At 74.9% G+C, this 21,975-nt stretch carries 22 protein-coding genes; 10 read left to right on the top strand and 12 right to left on the bottom strand.

Annotated features, from left to right (window positions below; translation table 11 throughout):
• Positions 1-23: 23 nt before the first annotated feature.
• The 4 genes from ACWENR_RS09770 (at position 24) to ACWENR_RS09755 (ending at position 5,714) form a co-directional block, all read left to right on the top strand.
• The gene (locus ACWENR_RS09770; protein ID WP_452276615.1) at positions 24-1,019 is read left to right on the top strand and encodes an AAA family ATPase; all 996 of its coding nucleotides are present in this window, start codon (positions 24-26) and stop codon (positions 1,017-1,019) included.
• Between the two features lie 12 nt (positions 1,020-1,031).
• Entirely contained in the window at positions 1,032-2,204 is a 1,173-nt protein-coding gene (locus ACWENR_RS09765) for a DUF58 domain-containing protein (RefSeq protein WP_452276614.1), read from the top strand.
• 68 nt (positions 2,205-2,272) lie between these two features.
• Positions 2,273-4,561, top strand: a complete 2,289-nt coding sequence (locus ACWENR_RS09760) for a transglutaminaseTgpA domain-containing protein (RefSeq protein WP_452276630.1) — start codon at positions 2,273-2,275, stop codon at positions 4,559-4,561.
• Positions 4,562-4,646: 85 nt separating this feature from the next.
• Positions 4,647-5,714, top strand: a complete 1,068-nt coding sequence (locus ACWENR_RS09755; protein ID WP_452276613.1) for a DUF2855 family protein — start codon at positions 4,647-4,649, stop codon at positions 5,712-5,714.
• Between the two features lie 61 nt (positions 5,715-5,775).
• Here ACWENR_RS09755 and ACWENR_RS09750 read toward each other — a convergent pair whose 3' ends face one another.
• The gene (locus ACWENR_RS09750; RefSeq protein ID WP_452276612.1) at positions 5,776-6,225 is read right to left on the bottom strand and encodes an Rv0361 family membrane protein; all 450 of its coding nucleotides are present in this window, start codon (positions 6,223-6,225) and stop codon (positions 5,776-5,778) included.
• Between the two features lie 114 nt (positions 6,226-6,339).
• The gene (locus ACWENR_RS09745) at positions 6,340-7,113 is read right to left on the bottom strand and encodes an ABC transporter permease (protein ID WP_452276611.1); all 774 of its coding nucleotides are present in this window, start codon (positions 7,111-7,113) and stop codon (positions 6,340-6,342) included.
• A 109-nt stretch (positions 7,114-7,222) separates the two neighbouring features.
• Here ACWENR_RS09745 and ACWENR_RS09740 point away from each other — a divergent pair, with 109 nt between their 5' ends.
• On the top strand, positions 7,223-7,714 hold the full coding sequence (locus tag ACWENR_RS09740) for a hypothetical protein (RefSeq protein ID WP_452276610.1): 492 nt from the start codon (positions 7,223-7,225) through the stop codon (positions 7,712-7,714).
• Positions 7,715-7,805: 91 nt separating this feature from the next.
• Here ACWENR_RS09740 and ACWENR_RS09735 read toward each other — a convergent pair whose 3' ends face one another.
• Positions 7,806-8,291: a winged helix-turn-helix transcriptional regulator gene (locus ACWENR_RS09735; RefSeq protein WP_452276609.1), complete on the bottom strand. Its 486-nt coding sequence runs from the start codon at positions 8,289-8,291 to the stop codon at positions 7,806-7,808.
• Between the two features lie 82 nt (positions 8,292-8,373).
• Between ACWENR_RS09735 and ACWENR_RS09730 the strand changes: the two genes are divergently transcribed.
• A complete protein-coding gene (locus tag ACWENR_RS09730; RefSeq protein ID WP_452276608.1) occupies positions 8,374-9,609 on the top strand; it encodes an MFS transporter in 1,236 nt (411 codons plus the stop codon).
• 211 nt (positions 9,610-9,820) lie between these two features.
• Here ACWENR_RS09730 and ACWENR_RS09725 read toward each other — a convergent pair whose 3' ends face one another.
• Entirely contained in the window at positions 9,821-10,729 is a 909-nt protein-coding gene (locus ACWENR_RS09725; RefSeq protein ID WP_452276607.1) for a zinc-binding dehydrogenase, read from the bottom strand.
• A gap of 92 nt (positions 10,730-10,821) precedes the next feature.
• Here ACWENR_RS09725 and ACWENR_RS09720 point away from each other — a divergent pair, with 92 nt between their 5' ends.
• Positions 10,822-11,433 (top strand): TetR/AcrR family transcriptional regulator, encoded by a 612-nt coding sequence (locus ACWENR_RS09720; RefSeq protein WP_452276606.1) that lies wholly within the window; start codon positions 10,822-10,824, stop codon positions 11,431-11,433.
• A gap of 11 nt (positions 11,434-11,444) precedes the next feature.
• Here the strand turns inward: ACWENR_RS09720 and ACWENR_RS09715 are convergent, their stop codons facing one another.
• The 6 genes from ACWENR_RS09715 to ACWENR_RS09690 all read right to left on the bottom strand — a co-directional run bounded on the left by ACWENR_RS09715 (position 11,445) and on the right by ACWENR_RS09690 (position 17,613).
• Positions 11,445-12,041 (bottom strand): TetR/AcrR family transcriptional regulator, encoded by a 597-nt coding sequence (locus ACWENR_RS09715; protein WP_452276605.1) that lies wholly within the window; start codon positions 12,039-12,041, stop codon positions 11,445-11,447.
• Entirely contained in the window at positions 12,031-12,843 is an 813-nt protein-coding gene (locus ACWENR_RS09710) for an SDR family NAD(P)-dependent oxidoreductase (protein ID WP_452276604.1), read from the bottom strand. The genes ACWENR_RS09715 and ACWENR_RS09710 overlap by 11 nt, the downstream gene beginning before the upstream one ends.
• 77 nt (positions 12,844-12,920) lie before the next feature.
• Positions 12,921-13,712 carry an SDR family oxidoreductase gene (locus ACWENR_RS09705; protein WP_452276603.1) on the bottom strand — a complete coding sequence of 264 codons (792 nt, stop codon included), beginning with the start codon at positions 13,710-13,712 and terminating at the stop codon, positions 12,921-12,923.
• Positions 13,709-14,683 (bottom strand): LLM class F420-dependent oxidoreductase, encoded by a 975-nt coding sequence (locus ACWENR_RS09700; RefSeq protein ID WP_452276629.1) that lies wholly within the window; start codon positions 14,681-14,683, stop codon positions 13,709-13,711. The genes ACWENR_RS09705 and ACWENR_RS09700 overlap by 4 nt, the downstream gene beginning before the upstream one ends.
• A 204-nt stretch (positions 14,684-14,887) precedes the next feature.
• Entirely contained in the window at positions 14,888-17,164 is a 2,277-nt protein-coding gene (gene katG / locus ACWENR_RS09695) for a catalase/peroxidase HPI (protein WP_452276602.1), read from the bottom strand.
• Positions 17,165-17,187: 23 nt separating this feature from the next.
• Positions 17,188-17,613 carry a Fur family transcriptional regulator gene (locus tag ACWENR_RS09690; protein ID WP_452276601.1) on the bottom strand — a complete coding sequence of 142 codons (426 nt, stop codon included), beginning with the start codon at positions 17,611-17,613 and terminating at the stop codon, positions 17,188-17,190.
• A 250-nt stretch (positions 17,614-17,863) separates the two neighbouring features.
• Here ACWENR_RS09690 and ACWENR_RS09685 point away from each other — a divergent pair, with 250 nt between their 5' ends.
• Positions 17,864-18,748 carry a DUF1028 domain-containing protein gene (locus ACWENR_RS09685; protein WP_452276600.1) on the top strand — a complete coding sequence of 295 codons (885 nt, stop codon included), beginning with the start codon at positions 17,864-17,866 and terminating at the stop codon, positions 18,746-18,748.
• A 32-nt stretch (positions 18,749-18,780) separates the two neighbouring features.
• Here the strand turns inward: ACWENR_RS09685 and ACWENR_RS09680 are convergent, their stop codons facing one another.
• Entirely contained in the window at positions 18,781-19,449 is a 669-nt protein-coding gene (locus tag ACWENR_RS09680; RefSeq protein ID WP_452276599.1) for a maleylpyruvate isomerase N-terminal domain-containing protein, read from the bottom strand.
• 123 nt (positions 19,450-19,572) lie between these two features.
• Here ACWENR_RS09680 and ACWENR_RS09675 point away from each other — a divergent pair, with 123 nt between their 5' ends.
• Positions 19,573-20,025, top strand: a complete 453-nt coding sequence (locus ACWENR_RS09675) for a YbhB/YbcL family Raf kinase inhibitor-like protein (protein WP_452276598.1) — start codon at positions 19,573-19,575, stop codon at positions 20,023-20,025.
• Positions 20,026-20,115: 90 nt separating this feature from the next.
• Here ACWENR_RS09675 and ACWENR_RS09670 read toward each other — a convergent pair whose 3' ends face one another.
• Positions 20,116-21,012 carry a phosphatase PAP2 family protein gene (locus ACWENR_RS09670; protein WP_452276597.1) on the bottom strand — a complete coding sequence of 299 codons (897 nt, stop codon included), beginning with the start codon at positions 21,010-21,012 and terminating at the stop codon, positions 20,116-20,118.
• A gap of 84 nt (positions 21,013-21,096) precedes the next feature.
• On the opposite strand from ACWENR_RS09670, the gene ACWENR_RS09665 reads away from it, so the two are divergent.
• Positions 21,097-21,777 carry a DUF3159 domain-containing protein gene (locus tag ACWENR_RS09665; RefSeq protein WP_452276596.1) on the top strand — a complete coding sequence of 227 codons (681 nt, stop codon included), beginning with the start codon at positions 21,097-21,099 and terminating at the stop codon, positions 21,775-21,777.
• The last annotated feature ends 198 nt before the right edge of the window (positions 21,778-21,975 follow it).

The raw sequence follows: 21,975 nt of genomic DNA, 5'->3' as shown, positions 1-21,975 counted from the left end.
CACCCAGGCGAGGAGCACCACCCGTGAACACCCCAGAACCGCTCACCCAGCCGGAGGTGCAGGGCTTCGCCGCCCTCGCCGCCCGGCTGGCCGAGAACGTCAACGCGGTGGTGCTGGGCAAGCCGCAGGTGGTCCGGCTGGCGCTGACCGCGCTCTTCGCGCAGGGGCACGTGCTGCTGGAGGACGTGCCCGGGGTCGGCAAGACCACCCTGGCCCGCGCCGTCGCCGCCACCGTCAAGGGGCAGTGGCGGCGCATCCAGTTCACCCCGGACCTGCTCCCGTCGGACGTGTCCGGGGTGACCATCTTCAACCAGGCCACCCGGGGCTTCGAGTTCCACCCGGGGCCGGTGTTCGCCAACATCGTCATCGCCGACGAGATCAACCGGGCGTCGCCGAAGACCCAGTCGGCGCTGCTGGAGGTGATGGAGGAACGCACCGTCACCGTCGACGGCGTCCGCCATCCGGTGCCGCAGCCGTTCCTGGTGGTGGCGACGCAGAACCCGGTGGAGATGGACGGCACCTACCGGCTGCCCGAGGCCCAGCTCGACCGGTTCCTGGTGAAGCTCTCCGTCGGCTATCCCGACGAGGCCGTCGAGGTGGAGGTGCTGCGCGGGGCCACGGTCCGCTCGCCCGAGGCGCTCACCGCGGTCACCGACACGGCCACCGTCGGGGAGATGGTCCGGATGGCCCGCCGGGTCCACATCGCCGAACCCCTCTACACGTACGCGGTGCGGCTGGCCGCGGCCACCCGCAACCATCCGCAGGTGCGGGTCGGGGTCAGCCCCCGGGGCGTGATCGCGCTGACCCGGGCGGCGTGCGCGTACGCGCTGATCGACGGGCGGGGCTGGATCATGCCGGAGGACCTCAAGGCGCTGGCCGAGCCCGTCTTCGCCCACCGGCTGCTGCTCACCCCCGACGCGCAGGTGCGCGGGGTGACCGCCGCCGAGGTGCTGCGCCAGGCGGTCGCCTCGGTGCCGGTGCCGCTCCCGTCGGGCCAGCCGGCCCCGGTGCAGGGCTGACCGGCGACGCCGGTGTCCGCGCTCACCGCCCGAGGTGTCGGGCTGCTCGTCGCCGCCGTCGTGCTGCTCGGCGCCGGCTTCGGCTTCGCGTACCCGGAGCTGACGCTGCTCGGCGCGGCGGCCGGCGTCGCCGTCGGCTACGCGCTGGCGACGGCGGCCTGGCGGCCCCGGCTGGAGGTGACCCGCAGCGCCGACCCGGACCGGGTGGCGCGCGGCGAGCCGGCCGCGATGACGCTGACCGTGCGCAACACCGGGCGGCTGCGCGCCGCCAGCCTGGTTGCCGAGGACCGGTGCGGGGACCGGCCGGTCCCGGTGCCGCTGCTGCGACTGCGGCCGGGCCGCGACACCACGGTCCGCTACGACGTGCCGACCCACCGCCGGGGGGTGGTGCCGGTCGGGCCGCTGCGGGTGACCCGCCGCGACCCGCTGGGGCTGGTGACGCTGGCCCGCCCCTACGGCGGCGCGGTGCCGGTCTGGGTGCACCCGCGCATCCACCCGCTGCACGCGGTGCCCACCGGCGCGGGCCGCAGCCTCGACGGCCGGGTGGACCGGGTGCCGCACGGGTCGATCACCTTCGACTCGCTGCGGGAGTACGTCGTCGGCGACGAGTTGCGGCGGGTGCACTGGCGCACCAGCGCCCGCGTCGGCGAGCTGATGGTGCGGGAGAACGTGGACACCAGCCTGCCCCGGATCGTGGTGCTGCTGGACGACCGGGCCGCCGCCCACCCGGAACACCTCGACGGGGTGGCCGAGTCGTTCGAGTCGGCGTGCGAGGCCGCCGCCTCGGTGGTGACCGCCGCCTACCGGGAGGACCTGCCGGTGGTGCTGCTGACGGTCGCCCCGGAGCCGTCCGGGCCGGACGCGACCGGCGACGCCAGCGGGCACGGCGGCGGGCCGCTGGACCGGCTGGCCGCGGCGCGGCTCGCCGACGAGGGCGTCATCGACGCCGCGACCGCCCGGCTGCGGCGGGAGCGGCTCGGCGACACGCTGGTCTTCCTCACCGGCCCGGGCGGCCGGGACGACCTGGGCGCGGTGGGCGCGCTGCGGGCCGCGTACCCGTCGGTGGTGGTCGGGATCTTCGGGGCGGCGGAGCCGGCGCCGGCGGGCACGGCCGGCCTGGTCGTGATCGACGCCCCGGACGGCGCCGCGTTCGCCGCCGAGTGGGACGGGGTGCGTCGGTGGTGACGGCGCCCGGCGCCCCGGCGGGGCCGGGAACCGGTGTCGGCGGCGGAACCGGCGGGGCGGGGCGGGCGCTGGGACGGGCGCTGCGGGCGGCCCCGGTGCCGCTGGCGCTGATCGCGATGATCGGCCTGGCCGGCGCCGTCCTCGGCCGGGTCTACGCCGGCCCGCTGCTGACCCGGCTGGTGCTCGGCGCGGCGGTGGGTTCCGTGCTGGTCAGCGTGGCCAGCCGCCGGCTGCCGTCGTGGCTGGTCGCGCCGATCTCGGTGACCGCGATGGCCGGCTGGACGGCCTGGTCGCTGCGGCTCACCGCGACCCGGGCCGAGCTGCCCGGCGGCCTCGCCGACATCACCGCCGACGCCGCCACGAACGGCATCCCCCGGCTGCTGACCGCGATGATCCCGGTCGAGCCGACGCCGGACACGGTGCTGGTGCCGCTGGTCGCCGCCTGGCTGGCCGGGCTCGCCGGCGCGGAGGTGGCGCTGCGGGCGGGCCGGGTGCTGCTCGGCTACCTGCCGGCGGCGCTGCTCTACGCCGCCGCGCTCTACGTCGTCGGCCCGAACGCCGACCCGGCGATCGGGCCCACGCTGGCCTTCGTGGCCGTGGCGGCGGTCGGCCTGGCGGTGCCGTCGGCCGGGCCGGCCGCGGGTGACCCGGCCGCCGGGCTGGCGCCGGCGGTCCGCGCCGCCGTCCGGGCCCGGCTCGCCGCCGCCTCGGCCGCCGGGCTGGCCGTGGTCGTCGCGCTGGCCGCCCTGCTCGGCCCGGCCCTCGCCGGCCGGGTCGACGGCCGGCCGGTGGACCCCCGCCGCTACGTCGAGCCGCCGCAGGTGGAGGCGCTGGACGAGAGCCCGCTCATCCGCATCTCCGGTTGGGCGCTCAACCCGGGGCAGAAGCTGCTCGACGTACGCGCCGACGGGCCGGCCGCCCCGGCGCCGACCGGGACGCCCGGGCCCGCCCCGGAGGCCGGCGCCGGCCCGGAGGGCACCGGCCGTTCCGCGCCGATCCGGCTGGCCGTGCTCAGCGACTACGACGGGGTGACCTGGCGGGTCGGCGCGACGTACCGCAACGCGGGGCGGATCCTGCCGGCGACCGCGCCCGCCCCGGACAGCAGCGTGCGGACCGTACGCCAGGAGATCACGGTCGCCGACCTGACGGGGCGGCTGCTGCCCGCCGTCGCCACCCCGCGCGAGGTCACCGGGGCGCGGGTGGCGTACGACCCGGGCACCGGCACGCTGATCCGGCCCGAAGGGCTCACGCCGGGCCTGCGCTACACCGTCACCTCGGCCGCCGAGACGCCCGACACGACCCTGCTCAGCACGGCGGACGTGCCCGCCGGCGACGAGGTGGCCCGGGTGCTGCGCGTCGCCGACGGGGTGCCCGACCCGCTGCGCCGCCTCGCCACCCAGCTCGCCGAGTCCAACGGCGCCCCGTACGCGCGGGCCGCCGCCGTGGAGCAGTTCCTCGCCGAGCACTACCGCCTCGTCGCCGACGCCCCGAGCGGGCACGCGTACCCGAACCTGAACTTCTTCCTCTTCGGACCGCGCGGCGCCGGCGGCCAGCGCGGCACGTCCGAGCAGTTCGCGGCGGCGTTCGCCGTGCTGGGGCGGCTGGCCGGGCTGCCGACGCGGGTGGTGGTCGGCTTCCGCTCCACCGGCGACGGTCCCGTCCGGGCCGGCGACGCGTACGCCTGGCCGGAGGTGCTCTTCGACGGGCTCGGCTGGGTGCCGTTCGACCCGCTGCCCCGGCCCGACGAGGAGCCGCGGCCGGTGGAGGAGGACTTCCGTCCGACGCCCGAGGAGCCCCCCCCGTCCGAGGTGCCGCAGCCGACCGTCGAGCCCACCCCGCCGCCGGAGCCCGTGGCCGCGCCGGGCGGGCCGGCCGACGCCGGCGGGCCGTCGACGGCGCTGCTCGTCGGCGGCGGCACGGGCGGCACGCTGCTGCTGGTGGTGGCCGCCCTGCTCGTCCTGCTGCTGATGCGCCGGGCCCAGACCCGGGCGCGGCTGGAGCGGGGCGACCCCGGCCAGCGCATCGCCGGCGCCTGGCGGGAGGTCACCGACGCGCTGCGCCTGGCCGGCCGGCCCGTCGGCGGTGACCTCGCGGCCACCGAGGTCGCCGCCCGGGCCCACCGCGCCCTCGCCGACGCGACGGCCGCCCGCTCTCCCGCCGGCCGGGACGCCCGGCTCGACGAGCTGGCCGACCTGCTCAACCGGGTCGCCTTCGCGCCCGGCACCGCGACGGCGGAACAGGCCGAGCGGGCTGCCGCCGCCGCGACCGCCTACGTGACGCGGTTGCGGGCGGCCCGTCCCCGCTGGCGCCGCCTGCTCTGGTCCGTACGCCCCGGCCCGCTGCGCTGGCACCGCTGAGCGGCGCAGGGCTTCGGCGAGAACTGTGGGATTTTGCACTGACAGTGCACTTGCCCAGACCTGCCGGGCTGCTTAGCGTCGCACCATGCCTGCTTCGTGGACCTTCGCCGTCGCCCGTGACGACCTGAGCCGGACCACGCTCGTCGAGGGCACGACGCCCACCCTGGCCGACGGCGAAGCGCTGTTGCGGGTGGACCGCGTCGGCCTCACCGCCAACAACGTGACCTACGCGGTGCTCGGCGACTCGATGCGGTACTGGCAGTTCTTCCCGCCGGCGGCGCGAGGGCTGGGACCGCAGTGGGGACTCCCACCGTTGTGGGGCTTCGCCGACGTGGTCGGATCGGCGATCGAGGGGGTCGAGACCGGGCAGCGGGTCTACGGCTACCTTCCGCCGGCGGGTCACCTGCTGGTGCGCCCGGACCGGGTGGACGCATCCGGGTTCCGCGATGCGAGCGCGCACCGGGCCGACCTGCCCTCGCCGTACAACGTGTACCGGTCGACCACCGGCGATCCGGCGTACCGGCCGGACCAGGAGGACCTGCTGGTGCTGTTCCGGCCCCTGTTCTTCACCTCCTTCATGCTGGCCGACTGGATCATCGACAACGACTTCCACGGGGCGAGGTCCCTGGTGCTGTCGTCGGCGTCCAGCAAGACCGCGTACGCCGCCGCGTTCGAACTGCACGGCCGGGGCCCGCGCCTGGTCGGGCTCACGTCGCCCGGCAACGTCTCGTTCACCCGGTCCCTCGGCTGCTACGACGACGTCGTCGCGTACGACGACATCGCCGCCCTCGACGCCGTCCCGACCGCCTACCTCGACCTGTCCGGCTCCCCCGCCACCCGCGACGTCCTGCGGCGGCACCTCCGCGAGCGGCTCGTACGCGACATCGCGGTCGGGCTCACCACCCAGGTACCGAACGCCGACGCCGCCGGAGAGGTGTTCTTCGCCCCGGTGCAGATGCGCAAGCGCCGCCTGGACTGGGGCCGGGACGGGCTCGACCGGCGGTTCACCGACGCCTGGCAGCGGTTCACCGGTGTCGTGGAGGGCTGGCTCGACGTCCAGGTCGGATCCGGCCCCGACGCCCTGCGACGCGCGTGGTCGGAGGTCCTCGCCGGTCGGACGCCGCCGCGCGTGGGTCAGATCGTCCAACTGTGAGCGGCGACGCGGCACGGGCGGCGCTCCTCGGCGCGCCGCGCCCGCGCGCGCCCGTGACCGGTCACTGGCAGACCCGCCACTGGCCGCCCTCCTTGACCAGCGAGATGCTCTGGGTCTGCTCCTCGCCCGTCGCCCGCACGATCCGGACGGTGACCACCCCGCTGACCTGCCCGTTCTTGTTGGACACGCTCGTGCCGGTGAACTTGTAGCTGCTGATGTCCTGCTCCGCCTTTGCGGCGGCGGCGAACGCCTCCGGCGTGGTGTTCGCCCGCACCCTCGCGCACATCCGCTCGTAGGCGGCCCGGTGGTTGCCGGCCCGCACGTCGTCCAGGTGCGCCGCCGTGGCGTCCCGAGCAGGCCCCGCCGCGCTGTCGTATGTGCGGTAGAGCCAGAACCCGCCACCGATGCCGCCGAGACAGCAGATCGCCAGCACCACCCCGACGACGATCAGGATCGTGCGGAGGGTCCGGTTGGGCTTCGGGGCGGGCGCGGGCATCGGCGGGCACGTCATGGCTGGCATGGTAGGAGACGCACGAAATCGATGATCAGGCTCCTGCCGTCGCCGCGGCCGCCACATCGATGCGGACCGATATCTGTAGCGCTGGACACGTGATTGCCGCCGGCATCACTCGCGAACGCCGATCGCGTCGACCGGCCGCGACCGCATGGCGATCCGAGTCGAGGTCATGATGGCGACCACGCCGAGCAGCGCGGCGACCGCGACGATCCCCAGGTAGGCCAGCGGCGGAACGGACGGGATCGGCGTCCTGGTCAGCGCGATGCTCGTGCCGATCAACGACGGAATCGCGGCCAGGGTGCCGATGAGGACAGCCGCGACGACGATGATCAGCGATTCGCTGCGCATCATCGCGAGCACCTGACGGCGGGTGGCGCCGACCAGTCGGAGCAGCGCGAACTCGCGGGCGCGTGCGGCGGTCGCCATCACCAGGGTGTTCACCACGGCGATCGCGAGGTAGCCGAGCAGGACCGCGTTGAGGATGAGGCCCACCGCCGACTCGCCGACGGCCGCGGCGCTCTGCGCGGCAGCGAACGACCCGCGGTTGTCGACCTGGACCGTCGGGAGGTGTCGCACGGCGGCTCGCAACGCATCGCCGAGTGCCCCGACGTCGGCTTCCGCGGCGGCCGCGATCAGCACCGCGAAGTCCAGGCGGTCGGTGGTGTGCTCCAGGACGAGGTCGTGCGGCAGCGTGACGTCACCGAGGCCGAATCCTCTCTCGTAGAGCGCCACCACCCTGGGTCTGATCGCCGTGCCGTCACCGAGACGCAGATCGACGGTGTCGCCGACAGCGACGCCGAGGGTGCCCGCCGCGATCCGACTCAATGCCACCGCGTTGCCCCGCACGTCCGCGACGTCGCCCTCGAGTACGGCGAGATCCATGGTCTCGGCGAGCCGGTCACCGGTGACCCCCTGTGCGAGTGCGGCACCGGCGAGCGTGGTGAGTACGGCGACTCAGGCGGGCCGCGCCGGGCGGGACCATGATCGGGGAATGATCAGCGCGAAGGAGGGCGGGCGGCACGACGGTGCCGCCGCACCGCCGTCGGCACCCCGCGAACGAGGCCACTGGGCGCAACCCTGGATCCTGCTGATCATGGCGCTGCCCGGGGCCGTGTGGTCCTGGTACGCGGCGATCGTCGCCTCCGCGCCGTTCTTCGGCGAGGAGCCCTCCCCGACCGACCGCGCCACCACCGCCGCCGCCTTCCTGTCCGGGGCGTCCCTGTGGCTGACGACGGCCCTGCTCGCCGCGGTCATGTTCCGCCGCGCCGTCGTGCCGGTGCTCTGCGGCCTCGCCGCCGTCGGATTCGCCGCGCTGGCCCTGTCGGGGACGCGGCCGCGCGCCCCGCTGGGCGAGGCGGACATCGCGGGATCGCTGTCGGCCTGGACCCCGCCGACGAGCTGGGCCCTCGTGCTCTGGGGCCTCTTCGCGCTGGCGGCGTGGGCGTACGGCCGTCTGCGCGGCGTCCGCCACGCGGACCGCTGACGGTCGGCCGGGCCGCCCTGGCGCTGGCCTTCGTCTGCCGCGAACCGGCGGTGACCGGGTGAGCGGCATCGACGCGGTCGCGCGGAGAGCCTCACCCGCCCGACTGGCGGCCCTCCTCGACCTTCCGTACCCGTGTGTTGCCGTCGGTCAGGCCCTGTCCACCGCGGCCTGTCGGCCGCAGCTCAGGCACGACGGCAGCGGTGTCGTCCAGGAGCACGGAGTGCGTCTCGCCCGGGGCGAACGCGTGGCGCTCACCCCACTGGCGCAGGGCGAGAACGGCGGTGAACAGGTCATGGCCGGCCTCCGTCAACACGTACTCCTGACGCTTGCCGGACGGGGCGATCTCGCGGGCCAGGACGCCGTGGGCGACGAGCCGACGGAGCCGGTCGCTGAGGATGTTCCGGGCGACGCCGAGGCTGCGCTGGAAGTCGGTGAAGGCGCGCACGCCGTCCATCGCGTCGCGCACGATGAGCAGACTCCAGCGGTCTCCGACCAGGTCGACGGCGCGGGCCACGGGGCACTCGGGGTCCGTCCAGCGCTCGAAGGCGGGCTCCGGGCCGACCGACTGCGACGTCACACCAACCTCCGATGAGTTGCGATCCGAGACCATTATGACCTAGCCTCCGATCGGTTTTATTTTGCTACCGATCGGAGACGTGATGGAATCCAGCGGGCTCGGCTCGGGCCGTCGGCTGTTGCTCGCGGCGTTGGCCGCGGTCGCGGTGGCGAACATCTACTACGCGCAGCCCCTGCTGGCCCGCATCGGCGCCGACCTGGCCATCGGAGCGCAGCACGTGGGCTGGATCGTCGGGGTCGGGCAGGTCGGCTACCTGCTGGGTCTGGTCGCGTTGGTCCCGCTGGGCGACCTGGTGAACCGTCGCCTGCTGATGGCGGCCCACGTCGCGCTGACGGCGATCGGCACCGGCGTGATCGCACTGTCCGACACGACGGTGGGTGTGCTGGCGGGGGCGGCGGTGGCGGGACTGTTCTCCGTCGTGGTCCAGATCGCCGTCGCCTACGCGGCGGCGGTGTCGAGCCCCGCCGAGCGCGGACGCAACATCGGCGCGGTCACCTCCGGCGTCGTCATCGGCATCCTCGCCGCCCGTACCGTCGCCGGCGCCCTGGCCGACGTGGCGGGCTGGCGTACGGTCTACGCCGTATCCGCGTTCGCGTCGCTCACCCTCTCCGGCGCCGTGCTGGCCCTGCTCCCGCGCGAGGCGCGGCAGACCCGGGATCGCGGGTACCTGCGCACCGTCACCTACGCGCTCCGCCTGCCCCTCTCCGACCGCACGTTCCGCAGCCGCGCGCTGCTCTGCTTCTTCCTGTTCGCCTCGTTCGGCACGCTCTGGAGCGGGATCGCCCTGCCGCTGAGCGACGAACCATGGAACCTCTCGGCGGCCCAGATCGGCCTCTTCGGCATCGCGGGACTCACCGGGGCCCTCGGGGCCGCGCGAGCCGGCCGCTGGGCGGACCGGGGACTGTCGACCCCGGTCACCGGGTGGTCCCTGCTACTGCTCGTCGTCTCCTGGATCTGCACGGCCCAGGCCCCTCACTCCCTCGCGCTGCTGGTGATCGGAGTGGTGGCGCTCGACTTCGCCGTGCAGGCCGTACACGTCACCAGCCAACAACTCGTCACGGCCCGCCGGCCCGAGGCCGCCAGCCGCACCATCGGCGCGTACATGGTGTTCTACTCGCTCGGCTCCGCCCTCGGTGCGGTGAGCACCACCTGGGCCTACTCCACCGCGGGCTGGACCCTCACCAGCCTGCTGGGCGCCGCGTACGGCGTCGCCGCGCTCGCCGTGTGGGCCGCCTCGCGCCGTGACATCCGGTTCCCGCCCTCCGTCCGTCGGCCGGTGGGCGCAGGAGCGACCGGCCGCGAGGCCGGTCCCGGGTGAGCTCCGACCGGCGGCGGCGAACGCCACACGCCGATGATCGTCAACCACGCGGGGTGCCGGGCGCAGCCGGGCGCGCTCGGTCAGGGGTGCGTCAGCGGGGGGCACGAGGACCTCCGGAGTGATGCGGACCTTCGACAAGCTCCACCTCACCCGGAGGTCCTCCCCTACTTCGAGATCCCGGCCCTGTCACCAACGTCCGTGGGCAGGACACCTAGTCGATGTCGATGACGGCCTTTCCGGACACCCGCCTGCCGAGCAGTGCTTCGGCGGCGTCGCTGGCGCGGTTCCACGAGTCGCGCCAGCCCACCGGCACGGAGATGACCCCGCGGGACGCAAGGTCGACGAGGGTGGCCAGGTCGGGGCCGGGGTCGGACGCGTCGCCGAAAGACTGCAGCGTCTTCGCCGCACCGTGGGCGAAGATCGAATTGGGTGGAAACACCGCCGGTTCACCCGATGCCCAGCCGATGCTGACCAGAGTGCCGCCGGGCCTGAGGAGGCCCCAGGCGGCGACCAGATGCCCTCCGCCCACGTTTTCCAACACCAGATCGACCGGCTCGTCGATGCCGTCGAGCCCGACGACCACCTCGCTCGCCCCGAGCGCGCCCAGCCCCTCACCGCGCTGTGCCGAGCCGACCGAAGCGATGACATGCGCACCGCCGAGCCGCGCGAGTTGCACCGCGAGCCGGCCGACGCCGCCGGAAGCGCCGGTGACCAGCACCCTGCGGCCCAGCACGGAGCCGGCGGCGCGCAACGTCCGTAGGGCGGTGATGCCCACCAGGGGCAACGCGGCAGCCTCGGCGAGGTTGAGCCCTTCGGGAACGACGGCGACGCTGTCGGTGCCGAACACGGCTCGTTGGGCCCAGGCTCCGGCGCCGAAGGCGACGACCCGCTCACCGACGGCCGGCCCGGTGCCGTCCTCGGCCGCCTGGACGACGTGTCCAGCCGCGTCGTAGCCGAGCACCGTACCCGCCGGCTGGGCGCCCAGATAACGAACCTCACCGAAGTTCAGCGACGCGTGCCGCACCTCGACCAGCACCTGGCCCGGCTGCGGCACCGGCTCCGGAACCTCGGCCAGCCGGAAACCCTCCATGGTCTCTGGAGCGGCGATCAGCGCTTGCACAGTGACACCTCCAACAACCCTAAACGGACCGACGGTCCGTATTGCGCCTGCGATACTATGCGGACTCATGGTCCGTTTTCTAGGGGGGTGTGATGGCCGCCGAACGCGCAGACGCCGCGCGCAACCGCGAGGCGATCCTGCGGGCGACGGAGGAACTACTCGCGCTGCACGGGCCGGAACGCGTCTCACTCGACGCTGTCGCCGCCAGGGCCGGCGTGGGCAAAGGCACCGTGTTCCGGCGATTCGGCAGCCGCACCGGACTGTTCCAGGAACTGCTCGCCGAGCGCGCGGCCCGCATCCGCGAAGCGATCGACCACGGTCCGCCACCGCTGGGCCCCGACGCGCCGCCCCGCGTCCGGCTCCTCGGGTTCCTCGACGAACTAGCCAGGCTCGCCGCGAAGAACATCGCGCTGATCGCGGCGCACGAACAGGCCTGCGCCGCCGACAAGCACCAAGACCCCACCTACCGGCGCTGGCATGAGCACCTCGCGGGACTCATCCACCAGGTCCGCCCCGACGCCGACGCCGAGTTCCTCGCCCACATGCTGCTCGGCTCGTTCGACGGCGAACTCGTCCGGCGAATGACCGATCGAGGCGGTCTCAGTCGGCTTCAAGCAGCGGTTCGCGACCTGGCCCGCACAGTCGTGCCCGGCGACGACGCCCGCACGACCGGGCCGACGAGCGGCACCGCACGAAGGACGTAGCCCCGCTCCGATCAGGCCGCCGCGAGCGAACGCCAGACCCGGTCGGGCAGTACGCGGGCCGCCTGCGCGAGGTCGATGCCCGGTACGCCGGCGAGCCAGCGGCGCGCGGTCTCCGCCACCGGACCGATCAGCAGCATCTCGACCAGCGGCTCCGGCAGCGTGGCGATCTCGCCGGCCGCCATGCGGGGGCGCAGCCAGTCGGCGACGGCCGCCATGAACGGCGCCTTGGCGGCCGCCACCTGGTCGGCGTGCGCGGCGAGGTAGCCGGCGTAGGCCGAGGCGTGGATGAACCGGGCGGCAGCCGGGTTGTCCGCCGTGAAACGCAGGTAGGCCAGCACGATGGCGCGGACGCCGGTGCGGGCGGTCCGGGCCCGGCTCAGCCCCGCGATCAGCTCGTCGAACAGCGCCGACATGCACCGGCTGTACAGCGCCGCGGCCAGCCCGTCGAAGCTGCCGAAGTGATGGTAGAGACTGCCGAGGCTGACCCCGCTTGCGGCGGTCACCGCGTTGACCGTGAAGCCGGGCTGGCCGGCCGAGTCGAACACGTCCAGCGCCGCGGTCAGCAGTCGTTCGGCGGTCGCCTCGCCCCGCTGCTGCCTAGGCGACATGCGCCAGCCCCTGGTCCCACAGCCGTCGCGCCAGGACCGGATCGTCCGCCACGGGCGCGAGCGGCACCTGACGGTCGCCGTCGAAGTAGCGGCCGGACTCCTCGCCGGGCGCGAACGCCAGCCGCACGACCCGCGCCGCGCCGACCGCCGGGGCTTCCCACCGGCGCTTGACCGCCTTGAGCAGCAGGCCCGGCAGGCCGCCGGGATCTCCCAGGCCGGTCCTGACGACGCCGGGATGCACCGCGTCGATGGTCACCCCGGAGTTCTTCCAGTGCTCGGCGAACAGCGGCACGGTGAGCAGGTTCGCGAGCTTCGTGTCGCAGTAGGTGCGCATCCGGTGGAAGTCCTCGCCGCGGGGCGTACGGTCCGGGTCCACCCTGCCCCTGACGTAGAGGCCGGCGCTGACCTGGACCACCCGTCCCAGCCGCTCCGCCGACAGGTGGTTGAGCAGGAACGGCGCCAGGTGGTTGACCGCGAACGACTCCTCGTACCCGTCCTCGGTGCGCACCAGCCGGGTGGGCCAGACGCCGGCGTTGTGCACCAGCACGTCGATCCGTTCGCAGCGGTCGCGCAGCTCGGCCGCGACGGCCCGGACGGACGACAGCACCGACAGGTCACCCACGACCAGCTCCGCCGAGCCGCCCGCGCCGTCGGGGGACGCCGTCAGCGCCGCGACCGCCTGTTCGCCGCGCACCCGGTCCCTGGTCACCAACACCACCCGGCAGCCCTGTCGCACCAGTCGGGTGGCCACCGCGAACCCGATGCCGCGGTTGGCTCCGGTCACGACCGCCGTCTTCGTCATGGCCTCAGCCTAGGCGGAAACTAGAGCGATGTTCTAGAACCAATTTCCACAATCGTCGATCGTCCGCTCCCCGGTCGCTACGCCCGCAGGCGACGGACCAGCTTGCGCAGGCCGGCCTGCCAGCCGTCCGGGTCCTCGGCGCGGCGGCGGGCGTACGCGGCGACCTCGGGGTGCGGCAGGATGAGGAACCGCTCCTCGGCCAGGCCGGCGACCGCCGAGTCGGCCACCTGGTCGGGCGTGAGCACCGCGCCGGAGGCGGCGATGACCCGCGCGCCGAGGTGGCCGGCGGCCAGCCCCTCGGCGAGCATCGGCGTGTCCACGCCCTGCGGGCACAGGGCGCTGACCCGGATGCCCTGGTCGCGGTAGGTCACGGAGAGCCACTCGGCGAAGCCCACGGCGGCGTGCTTCGTCGTCGTGTAGGGCGCGTCCCCCACCGCGGTCAGCACGCCCGCCGCCGAGCAGGTGTGCAGCAGGTAGCCGCCGCCCCGGGCCAGCATCGCCGGCAGCACCGCTCGGGCGGCGTAGACGTGGGAGAGCACGTTGACCCGCCAGGCGCGGTCCCAGCCGGCGTCGTCGACCTCCACTCCCCCGCTGGTGGCCACGCCGGCGTTGGCGCAGAACAGGTCGATCCGCCCGTACCGTCGCTCGGTGTCGGCGACCAGCGCGCGGACCTGCTCCTCGTCGGTCACGTCGAGGGCGGCGGCGTGGGCGGCCGGGCCGATGCCGTCGGCGACCGCGCGGGCGGCGTCGGCGTCGAGGTCGGCGACCACCACGGCGGTCGCGCCCTCGGCGACGAACCGTCGCGCCAGGGCCGCGCCGATGCCGCCGGCCCCGCCGGTGACCACCGCCACCCGGTCGGTGAGGTTCACCGCGCGCCACCCCCGCCCAGCCGCGCGATCAGGTCACGCAGCGCCCCGGCGCCGCCTGCGGCCAGCTCGGGGGTGGGGAGCAGGGCCAGCACCGGCACGTCCACCCCGGCGACGGCGTAGCGGCGGACCTGTTCGCGGCACCGCTCCGGCGAGCCGTGCAGCACCAGCGCGTCGACCACCTCGTCGGGCACCGCCGCGCCCGCGCCGCGCCGGTCCCCGGCCGCCCAGGCCCGCCACATCGGCCCGAGCGTCTCCTCGCGGCCGAGCCAGCGGTGGAACGCCGCGTACGCGGGAACGGTGAGGTAGCTGGTGATCAGCCGGCGGCCCAGGGCGCGGGCGTGCGCGGCGTCCTCGGTCGGGCAGACGAAGATCCGGGCGACCACGTCGAAGCCGGGACGCCGCTCGCCCACCTCGGCGAGCGCGCGCGGCACGTCGTCGGCGCCGAGCCAGTTGAGGATGACGCCGTCGGCCTCCGCGCCGGCCAGCCGCAGCATCCCCGGGCGCAGGGCGGCGAGCAGCACCGGCGGCGGCACGGCCGGCTTGCGGTCCAGGGTGAACCGGCGTACGGCGAACGTGTCGAACTTCCCGTCGACGGTCTCGCCGGACAGGGCCGCGCGCAGGAACCGCAGCACGTCGCGGGTGCGCCGGAACGGCTCGTCGAACGGCACGGCGTTCCAGTTGCCGACGACGACGGGCGAGGACGCGCCGATGCCGAGCGCGAACCGCCCGGGTGCGGCGTCGGCCAGCGCGGCGGCGCTCATCGCCAGCAGGCCCGGCCCCCGGGTGAACACCGGCGCGATGGCGGTGCCCAGGCGCAGCCTCGGCTGCCAGGCGGCGGCGAGCGCCAGCGGGGTGAACGCGTCCGCGCCGTTGACCTCGGCGGACCAGACGTCGGTGAACCCGGCGGCGTCGAGGGCCGCGTAGACCGCGGCGTGCTCGGCGAGCGGGATGCCGTCCAGCGGCACCGTCATGCCCCATCGCGTCGTCATCGGTCGATCGTGCCCGCTCGCCGCGGCGCAGGGCAAGATCCCGTCGGGGATCCCACAGGCATCGAGATCGGCGGATCTGCCTGCGGCGGCGGAGCCGGTGGCCGCTCCGGACCACCGGGACGCGGGGACGGACGAGCCCCGGCCGATCGCTGACGGATCGGCCGGGGCTCGTCGCGCGGAGCCGGATCAGGCGAGGTCGAACCGGTCCAGTTCCATGACCTTCGTCCAGGCCGCGACGAAGTCGGCGACGAACTTGTCGCGAGCGTCCTCGCTGGCGTAGACCTCCGCGAGGGCCCGCAGCTGGGAGTTGGAGCCGAAGATGAGGTCGACCGCCGTGGCGGTCCACTTCACCTGGTCGGTGGCCAGGTCCCGGATCTCGTAGACGTGCTCCTCGGACTCCGACGCCTTCCACCGGGTGCCCGGGGAGAGCAGGTTGGCGAAGAAGTCGTTGGTGAGCACGCCGGGCCGGTCGGTGAGGACTCCGTGCCGGGTGCCGCCGGTGTTGGCCCCGAGGGCGCGCAGGCCGCCGACGAGGACGGTCATCTCGGGCGCGGTCAGGTTGAGCATGTACGCGCGGTCGACGAGCAGCACCTCCGGCTGGGTCTTCTCACCGGCACGCAGGTAGTTGCGGAACCCGTCGGCGCGCGGCTCGAGGACCCGGAAGGACTCGACGTCGGTCTGCTCCTGGCTGGCGTCGGTGCGGCCCGGGTGGAACGGCACGGTCACCTCGACGCCGGCGTCGCGCGCCGCCTTCTCGACGGCGGCCGAACCGGCCAGCACGATCAGGTCCGCCAGCGAGATCTTCGCGCCGCCGGCGGCGTTGAACTCCCGCTGGATGCCCTCCAGGGTCTCCAGGACCGTGGCGAGCTGCTCGGGCTGGTTGACCTCCCAGTTGCGCTGCGGCTCCAGCCGGATCCGCGCGCCGTTGGCGCCGCCCCGCTTGTCGGTGGAGCGGAAGCTGGCCGCCGAGGCCCACGCCGTGGTGACCAGCTGGGCGGTGGTCAGGCCCGACTCCAGGACCTTCGCCTTGAGCGCGGCGACGTCGGCGTCGCCGACCAGCTCGTGGTCGACGGCCGGCACCGGGTCCTGCCACAGCTGGGGCTCCGGGACCCAGGGCCCGAGGAAGCGGCTGACCGGACCCATGTCGCGGTGCAGCAGCTTGTACCAGGCCTTGGCGAACGCCAGCGCGAACTCGTCCGGGTTCTCCAGGAAGCGGCGCGAGACCTTCTCGTACGCCGGGTCGAAGCGCAGCGACAGGTCGGTGGTGAGCATCGTCGGCTTGTGCTTCTTCGACGGGTCGTGGGCGTCCGGGATGATGGCCTCGGCGTCCTTGGCGACCCACTGCTTCGCGCCGCCGGGGCTGGTGGTCAGCTCCCACTCGTAGCCGAAGAGGATCTCGAAGAAGCGGTTGCTCCACTGCGTCGGCACGTCGGTCCACGTCACCTCGAGACCGCTGGTGATCGTGTCCGCGCCCTTGCCGCTGCCGTAGGTGCTCAGCCAGCCCAGGCCCTGCGCCTCCAGCGGGGCGGCCTCCGGCTCGGGGCCCACGTGGTCGTCGGCGACGCCGGCGCCGTGGGTCTTGCCGAAGGTGTGGCCGCCGGCGATGAGGGCGACGGTCTCCTCGTCGTTCATCGCCATCCGGGCGAAGGTCTCGCGGATGAAGTGCGCCGCCGCGATCGGGTCGGCGTTGCCGCGCGGGCCCTCCGGGTTGACGTAGATGAGGCCCATCTCGGTCGCCCCGACCTCGGGCGACATCTCCTTCTCGGAGACGTAGCGCTCGTCGCCGAGCCAGGTGTCCTCCGGGCCCCAGAAGATCTGCTCGGGCTCCCAGACGTCCTCCCGGCCGAAGGCGAAGCCGAAGGTCTTGAAGCCCATCGACTCCAGGGCGACGTTGCCGGCGAGCACGAGCAGGTCGGCCCAGGAGATCTTCTGGCCGTACTTCTGCTTCACCGGCCACAGCAGGCGGCGGGCCTTGTCGAGGTTGGCGTTGTCCGGCCAGCTGTTGAGCGGGGCGAAGCGCTGACCGCCGTCGCCGGCGCCGCCACGGCCGTCGTGGATGCGGTAGGTGCCCGCCGAGTGCCAGCTCATCCGGATCATCAGGCCGCCGTAGTGGCCGAAGTCGGCCGGCCACCAGTCCTGCGAGGTCGTCAGGACCTCGACGATGTCCCGCTTGAGGGCCTCGACGTCGAGCTTGGCGAACTCCCTGGCGTAGCTGAAGTCCCGGCCCAGCGGGTTGGCCGTGGAGGAGCGGGAGTGCAGCACCGACAGGTCGAGCTGGTTGGGCCACCAGTCCCGGTTGGTGCGCGGCCGCCCGCCCGTCTTCGGCGTGGGCGAGTCGATCGCCGGGTTCTCGCTCTCGCTGCCGTGGGCGGTCACCGAGTCGTGCGCGATCGGGCAGCCGGCCGCCGCCTTCTTGTCCACGCCCTGGGCGCTGGCGGGGCCGTTGTCCTGGATGTCGCTCATCTACTTCCTTCCGAACTGGTGGATCAGTGGGAGGTGCGGGTCGCGCAGTCGGGGCAGGTGCCCCAGAAGACGACCTCCGCCTCGTCGACCACGAAGCCGTGGTCGTCGGAGGCGGTGAGACAGGGTGCCTGGCCGACGGCGCAGTCGACGTCGGCGATCGCGCCGCAGGAGCGGCACACGACGTGGTGGTGGTTGTCCCCCACCCGGGACTCGTACCGGGCGGTCGCGCCGGCCGGCTGGATGCGCCGCACCAGGCCGGCGTCGGTGAGCGCCCGCAGCACGTCGTACACCGTCTGGTGGGAGACCGTGGGCTGCTGGGCGCGGACCAGCGCGATCACCGCGTCGGTGTCGATGTGCGGGTGGTCACGCAGTGCGGCGAGCACCGCCAACCGGGGTCGGGTCACGCGCAACGAGACCGCCCGCAACTCGGCCTCGAAGTCGGACGTCATGCGGCGACCCTAGCCCACTTTTTTGGAATCAATCAAGTTTTCGGAGGTGTCGACCCGCACGTGTCCGGCGACTTTCGGCCCGTCCGGCCGCTCTCGACCCGACAACCGTGACGGTAGTGGTCGCGGCGGCCCGTCTCGGCCATTTCCGGAAGTGTCGACCCGCGCCCGCCCGACGCGCCCCCGAGCCCGCCCGGCGACCCCCGGCCGGACGACCGTGACGTTACGTGGTCGCGGCGGCTAATCTCCGTGCGTGACCTTCTCGCTCGTCGCCCGCTCCGACGACGGCCGCCTGCACGGTGTCGTCGTGGCCAGCCGCTTCCTGGCCGCCGGCGCCCTGGTCCCGGCCGCCGAGGCCGAGGTCGGCGCGCTCGCCACCCAGGCGCACGTCAACCTCGCCTACCGGCCGCAGGGGCTCACCCTGCTGCGCACCGGGGTGGCCGCGGCCGACGTCGTCGCCGGCCTGGTCGCCGCCGACCCCGACCGCGACCACCGGCAACTCGGCGTGGTCGCCGCCACCGGCGCGGGCGCGAGCTGGACCGGCCCGGCCTGCCACCCGTGGGCCGGCGGCCAGGCCGGGGACGGCTGGGCGGCGCAGGGCAACATCCTGGCCGGCCCGCAGGTCGTCGACGCCGTCCGCGACGCCTGGCTGGGCGGGGCCGCACTGCCGTTCCCCGACCGGCTGGTCGCCGCGCTGCGCGCCGGGGACCAGGCCGGCGGCGACCGGCGCGGCCGGCAGAGCGCCGGGCTGCTGGTCGTCGAGCGCGGCGGCGGGTACGGCGGCACCAGCGACGTCCTGGTCGACCTGCGGGTCGACGACCATCCCGACCCGGTGACCGAGCTGGGTCGGCTGCTCGCCGTGCACACCCTGCTGTTCAGCCGGCCCGACCCGGCCACCCTGCTCGACCTGACGGGCGCGGTCGCCGCCGAGGTGGGTGCGCTGCTCGCCGCGCTGGGCCTGCCGGTCGACGCCGAGGGGCCGCAGGAGGCGCTGTTCGCCTGGGCCGGGATGGAGAACCTGGAGGAGCGGCTGGTGCCCGGCCGCATCGACCCGGTGGTGCTGGACCACCTGCGGAAGTCCGTCCCGCGCGTGCCCGCGCCCCGCCCCGGGGCGGATCCGCTGGGCGCCGACGCCTGACGTTCCCGCGGCCGACCGACCCCGCCGCGCGGTCAGCCGCCGAAGGAGAGCCAGCGGAAGCCGGCCGCGTCGACGACGGCCCGCTCCCGGTCGGTGAGCTGCGCCCGGCCGGTCGCCTTGCGGATCAGCGTGAGCCGGTCCCAGCCCAGCTCCGCCGGGACGGGCCGCCCGCCGGTCAGCAGTTCGGCGACGATTTCCGCCGCCGTGGGGGTCAGCCACGGCTCCCGGTCGAGCGCCGCCGCCAGGTCCAGGCCGTGCACCCCGACCTCCACCACGCGGGTACGCAGGAACTCGACCAGCGTCATCGCGTCGCCGTGGCGGGTGCGGACCGACCGGCCCGGCGGCTGGGCGTCCACGGCCGCCAGGGCGGCCCGCCACGCCCGGTCGAAGTCGACCACCAGGGCCGGGCCGTCCAGCTCCCGGGCCTCGCGGCGGCCGCTGTCGACACGGGCGGCGTCCACGGGCGGGGTGAACTTCGCCGCGCCGAAGTAGCCGGCGGCGTCCACCTCGGCGCGGGGCGGCGCAGGCGCGGCGAGCATGTCCACCAGCCGCCCGGCGCCGGTGCGCACGTGGGCCAGCAGCTCGCGCACCGTCCACGGACGGCAGTCGGTCGGGCGGTCGAGGGCCGCCTCGTCGACGCCGCGCAGCACCTCGCCGAGCCGCTCGCACTCGTCCCGGAACGCCGCCCGTACCCGCTCCACCCGGCTCCCCCTCCGTCCGCGACCTCCCAAGATCCTCCCAGACCGCCGGTCCCGCCTGTGCGGGGCCGTTTCGGCGGGCACCGGGCGGGTACGCGCGCCGGGCCGAGGAGAGGAGCGCCACCGATGGCCGGGATCATGCTGCGCAGCACCGCGTTCAACGACCACGACATGTTGCCGAGCCGCTTCTCCCGCGAGGGCGGCAACGTCTCACCGCCGCTGGAGTGGTCGCAGGTGCCGGAGTCCGCGACCGAGCTGGTCCTCTTCGTCGAGGATCCGGACGCCGGGAAGACCCCGTTCCTGCACTGGCTGGTGACGGGGATCGCGCCGAGCGCGGCCGGGGCGCCCGAGGGCGGGGTGCCCCTGGGCGGCCGGGAGTGGCCCAACGACTTCGGCACGACCGGCTGGGGCGGCCCGCACCCGCCGCAGGGCGACGACCCGCACCGCTACTTCTTCCGCCTCTACGCGCTGGACCGGCCCCTCGACCTGCCCGACCCGCCGCGCGCCGCCGACGTGCACCGGGCCCTCGCCCAGCGGGACATCGCCAGCGGGACGATGGTGGGCACCTTCTCCCGCTGACGCGGGACGGCCCGCGGCGCCGACGCCGGCCCGGCGGAGCGCCGTCAGCCCCTTCACACGCGGCGCCGACGCCGGCCCGACGGAGCGCCGTCAGCCCTTCACGCGCGGCACCAGCCGGTGCACCACGGCCAGCACCAGCGCCATCACCACGCCCATCGTCCCGGCGATGCCGGCGGCGCTGCCCGCGTAGCCGACGAACAGTGGCCGGCGGGCCAGGTCGGCGGGCAGGACGGGCGGCGTGCCGTGCAGGTCGACCAGCCAGGCCAGCGCGAGCCCGCTGGCCACCGCCGCCAGCACCCCGCCGACGCCGAGCACCGTCGCGGCGACCCGGTGCGCGTCGGCCGGCTCCACCTGCGCCTGTTCCCGCTGGGTCACCAGCAGCAGCAGCCCGGCCAGGGCCGCCCACACCCCGACCACCAGGAACGCCGCCACCGCGTCGCTGGGCCGGTGCCAGCCGGCGGAGAGGGTGGCCACCCCCGCGACCGCGGCGTAGGCGGCCCCGAGGAACGCGCCGACCGCCCGCACCTTGCGCGGCAGCACGAGCACCAGCGCGACCGCCACCGACGCGGCGACCGTGGCGTGCCCGCTGGGCAGGCTGTTGCCGGCGTAGATCCGCTCCGGGTCGATGCCGAAGTCCGGGCGGGCCAGGCCGTGCTTGAGCAGTTGGGTGGCGCCGTTGGCGCCGGCGATCAGCAGCGTGGCCGTGACCGCGAGCGCGATCCGGCCCCGGATCAGCGCGATGAAGCCGATCACCGCGGTCGCGGCCAGCAGCGACACCACCGACATGGCGTTGAGGATCCGGTCGACCGGGCCGTCGATGCGGTCCTGGCCGATGCGGTTCCCGGTCAACGCGACGGTGTCGGCCCACTGGCCGATCTCGGTGTGCACGGCGACGCGCCAGACGGCCAGCAGCGCGGCCGCCTGGACGATAGCCAGGACGACCAACCAGACCGCGGTCCAACCCCTCGGCGTCGCTCGCACCCGCACACGGTAACGGCCGAGCCGCCCCGGCCGCCCGGTGGCCCACCCGCCGGCGGCGGATAGGTTGGGGGCGGACGTGAGGAGGGCGCGGTGACCAGCACACCGGAGCGCGGGACGGCCCCGGCGGACCGACCGGAGACCCTCGCCGACCTGCTCGGCGGGCGCCGGGGCGCCGTCGACGCCACCCTGCCGCCGGTGGCGTTCGCGGCCGGTTGGCTGCTCGGCGGCCACTCGCTGTGGGCCGGGGTCGGCGCGGCGGTGGTCACCGGCACGGCCCTGGCCGCCTGGCGGCTGCGCCGGGGCGACCGGCCCCGCTCGGTGCTGGTCGGGCTGCTGGCGGTCTGCGTGGCGGCGCTGATCGCCCTGCGTACGGGCCGCGCCGAGGACTTCTTCCTCATCCAGTTGCTCTCCAACGCCGCGAGCGCGCTGGCCTGGGTCGTCAGCATCGTGGTGCGCTGGCCGCTGCTCGGGGTGGTGGTGGGCGTCGCGCTCGGGCAGCGCGGCCGGTGGCGGCGCGACCCGGCGCTGCTGCGCGCCTACGGCCGGGGCAGTTGGGTGTGGGCGGCGACCTACGTGCTGCGGGTGGCGGTGTTCCTGCCGCTGTGGCTGGCCGGGCAGGTCGTGGCGTTGACCGTCGCCCGGGTGGCGCTGACGTGGCCGCTGGTGGCCACGGCGCTGGCGGTGAGCTGGGTGGTGGTGCGCCGGTCGCTGCCGGCCGGTCATCCGGGGCTGCGGCACCCGGTCGGCCGGGTCGTGGCGGCGGCAGAATAAGGGAGAGGCCGCCACGGGGGGAGCGGCCTCTCCGGTGACGTACGTTACTCCGTCGCGGTCGCGCGTGTGATCCCGCGAGCCCTGTTTTTGCGGGCTTTTTCGCGCCCGTTGCGTATCCGGGTGGTGGGGTGGGCCGGTCCGCTCCGCTGCGTCGGCCGGAGTCGCCCGGTTCGCGGCCTCGCGGGCCTGCATCTTGGC

Source organism: Micromonospora sp. NPDC004336, assembly GCF_053602615.1.
The sequence above is the reverse complement of the archived record's forward strand: the minus strand, read 5'-3'. Positions and strand labels throughout refer to the sequence as shown.

What these genes read in the sequence shown, in the direction of transcription:
- ACWENR_RS09755 (WP_452276613.1), top strand. Translation starts at nt 4,647, where the DNA reads ATGCCTGCTTCGTGGACCTTCGCCGTCGCCCGTGACGACCTGAGCCGG.
- ACWENR_RS09750 (WP_452276612.1), bottom strand. Translation starts at nt 6,225, where the DNA reads ATGACGTGCCCGCCGATGCCCGCGCCCGCCCCGAAGCCCAACCGGACC.
- ACWENR_RS09745 (WP_452276611.1), bottom strand. Translation starts at nt 7,113, where the DNA reads ATGGATCTCGCCGTACTCGAGGGCGACGTCGCGGACGTGCGGGGCAAC.
- ACWENR_RS09740 (WP_452276610.1), top strand. Translation starts at nt 7,223, where the DNA reads ATGATCAGCGCGAAGGAGGGCGGGCGGCACGACGGTGCCGCCGCACCG.
- ACWENR_RS09730 (WP_452276608.1), top strand. Translation starts at nt 8,374, where the DNA reads ATGGAATCCAGCGGGCTCGGCTCGGGCCGTCGGCTGTTGCTCGCGGCG.
- ACWENR_RS09720 (WP_452276606.1), top strand. Translation starts at nt 10,822, where the DNA reads ATGGCCGCCGAACGCGCAGACGCCGCGCGCAACCGCGAGGCGATCCTG.
- ACWENR_RS09715 (WP_452276605.1), bottom strand. Translation starts at nt 12,041, where the DNA reads ATGTCGCCTAGGCAGCAGCGGGGCGAGGCGACCGCCGAACGACTGCTG.
- ACWENR_RS09710 (WP_452276604.1), bottom strand. Translation starts at nt 12,843, where the DNA reads ATGACGAAGACGGCGGTCGTGACCGGAGCCAACCGCGGCATCGGGTTC.
- ACWENR_RS09700 (WP_452276629.1), bottom strand. Translation starts at nt 14,683, where the DNA reads ATGACGGTGCCGCTGGACGGCATCCCGCTCGCCGAGCACGCCGCGGTC.
- katG (WP_452276602.1), bottom strand. Translation starts at nt 17,164, where the DNA reads ATGAGCGACATCCAGGACAACGGCCCCGCCAGCGCCCAGGGCGTGGAC.
- ACWENR_RS09690 (WP_452276601.1), bottom strand. Translation starts at nt 17,613, where the DNA reads ATGACGTCCGACTTCGAGGCCGAGTTGCGGGCGGTCTCGTTGCGCGTG.
- ACWENR_RS09675 (WP_452276598.1), top strand. Translation starts at nt 19,573, where the DNA reads ATGGCCGGGATCATGCTGCGCAGCACCGCGTTCAACGACCACGACATG.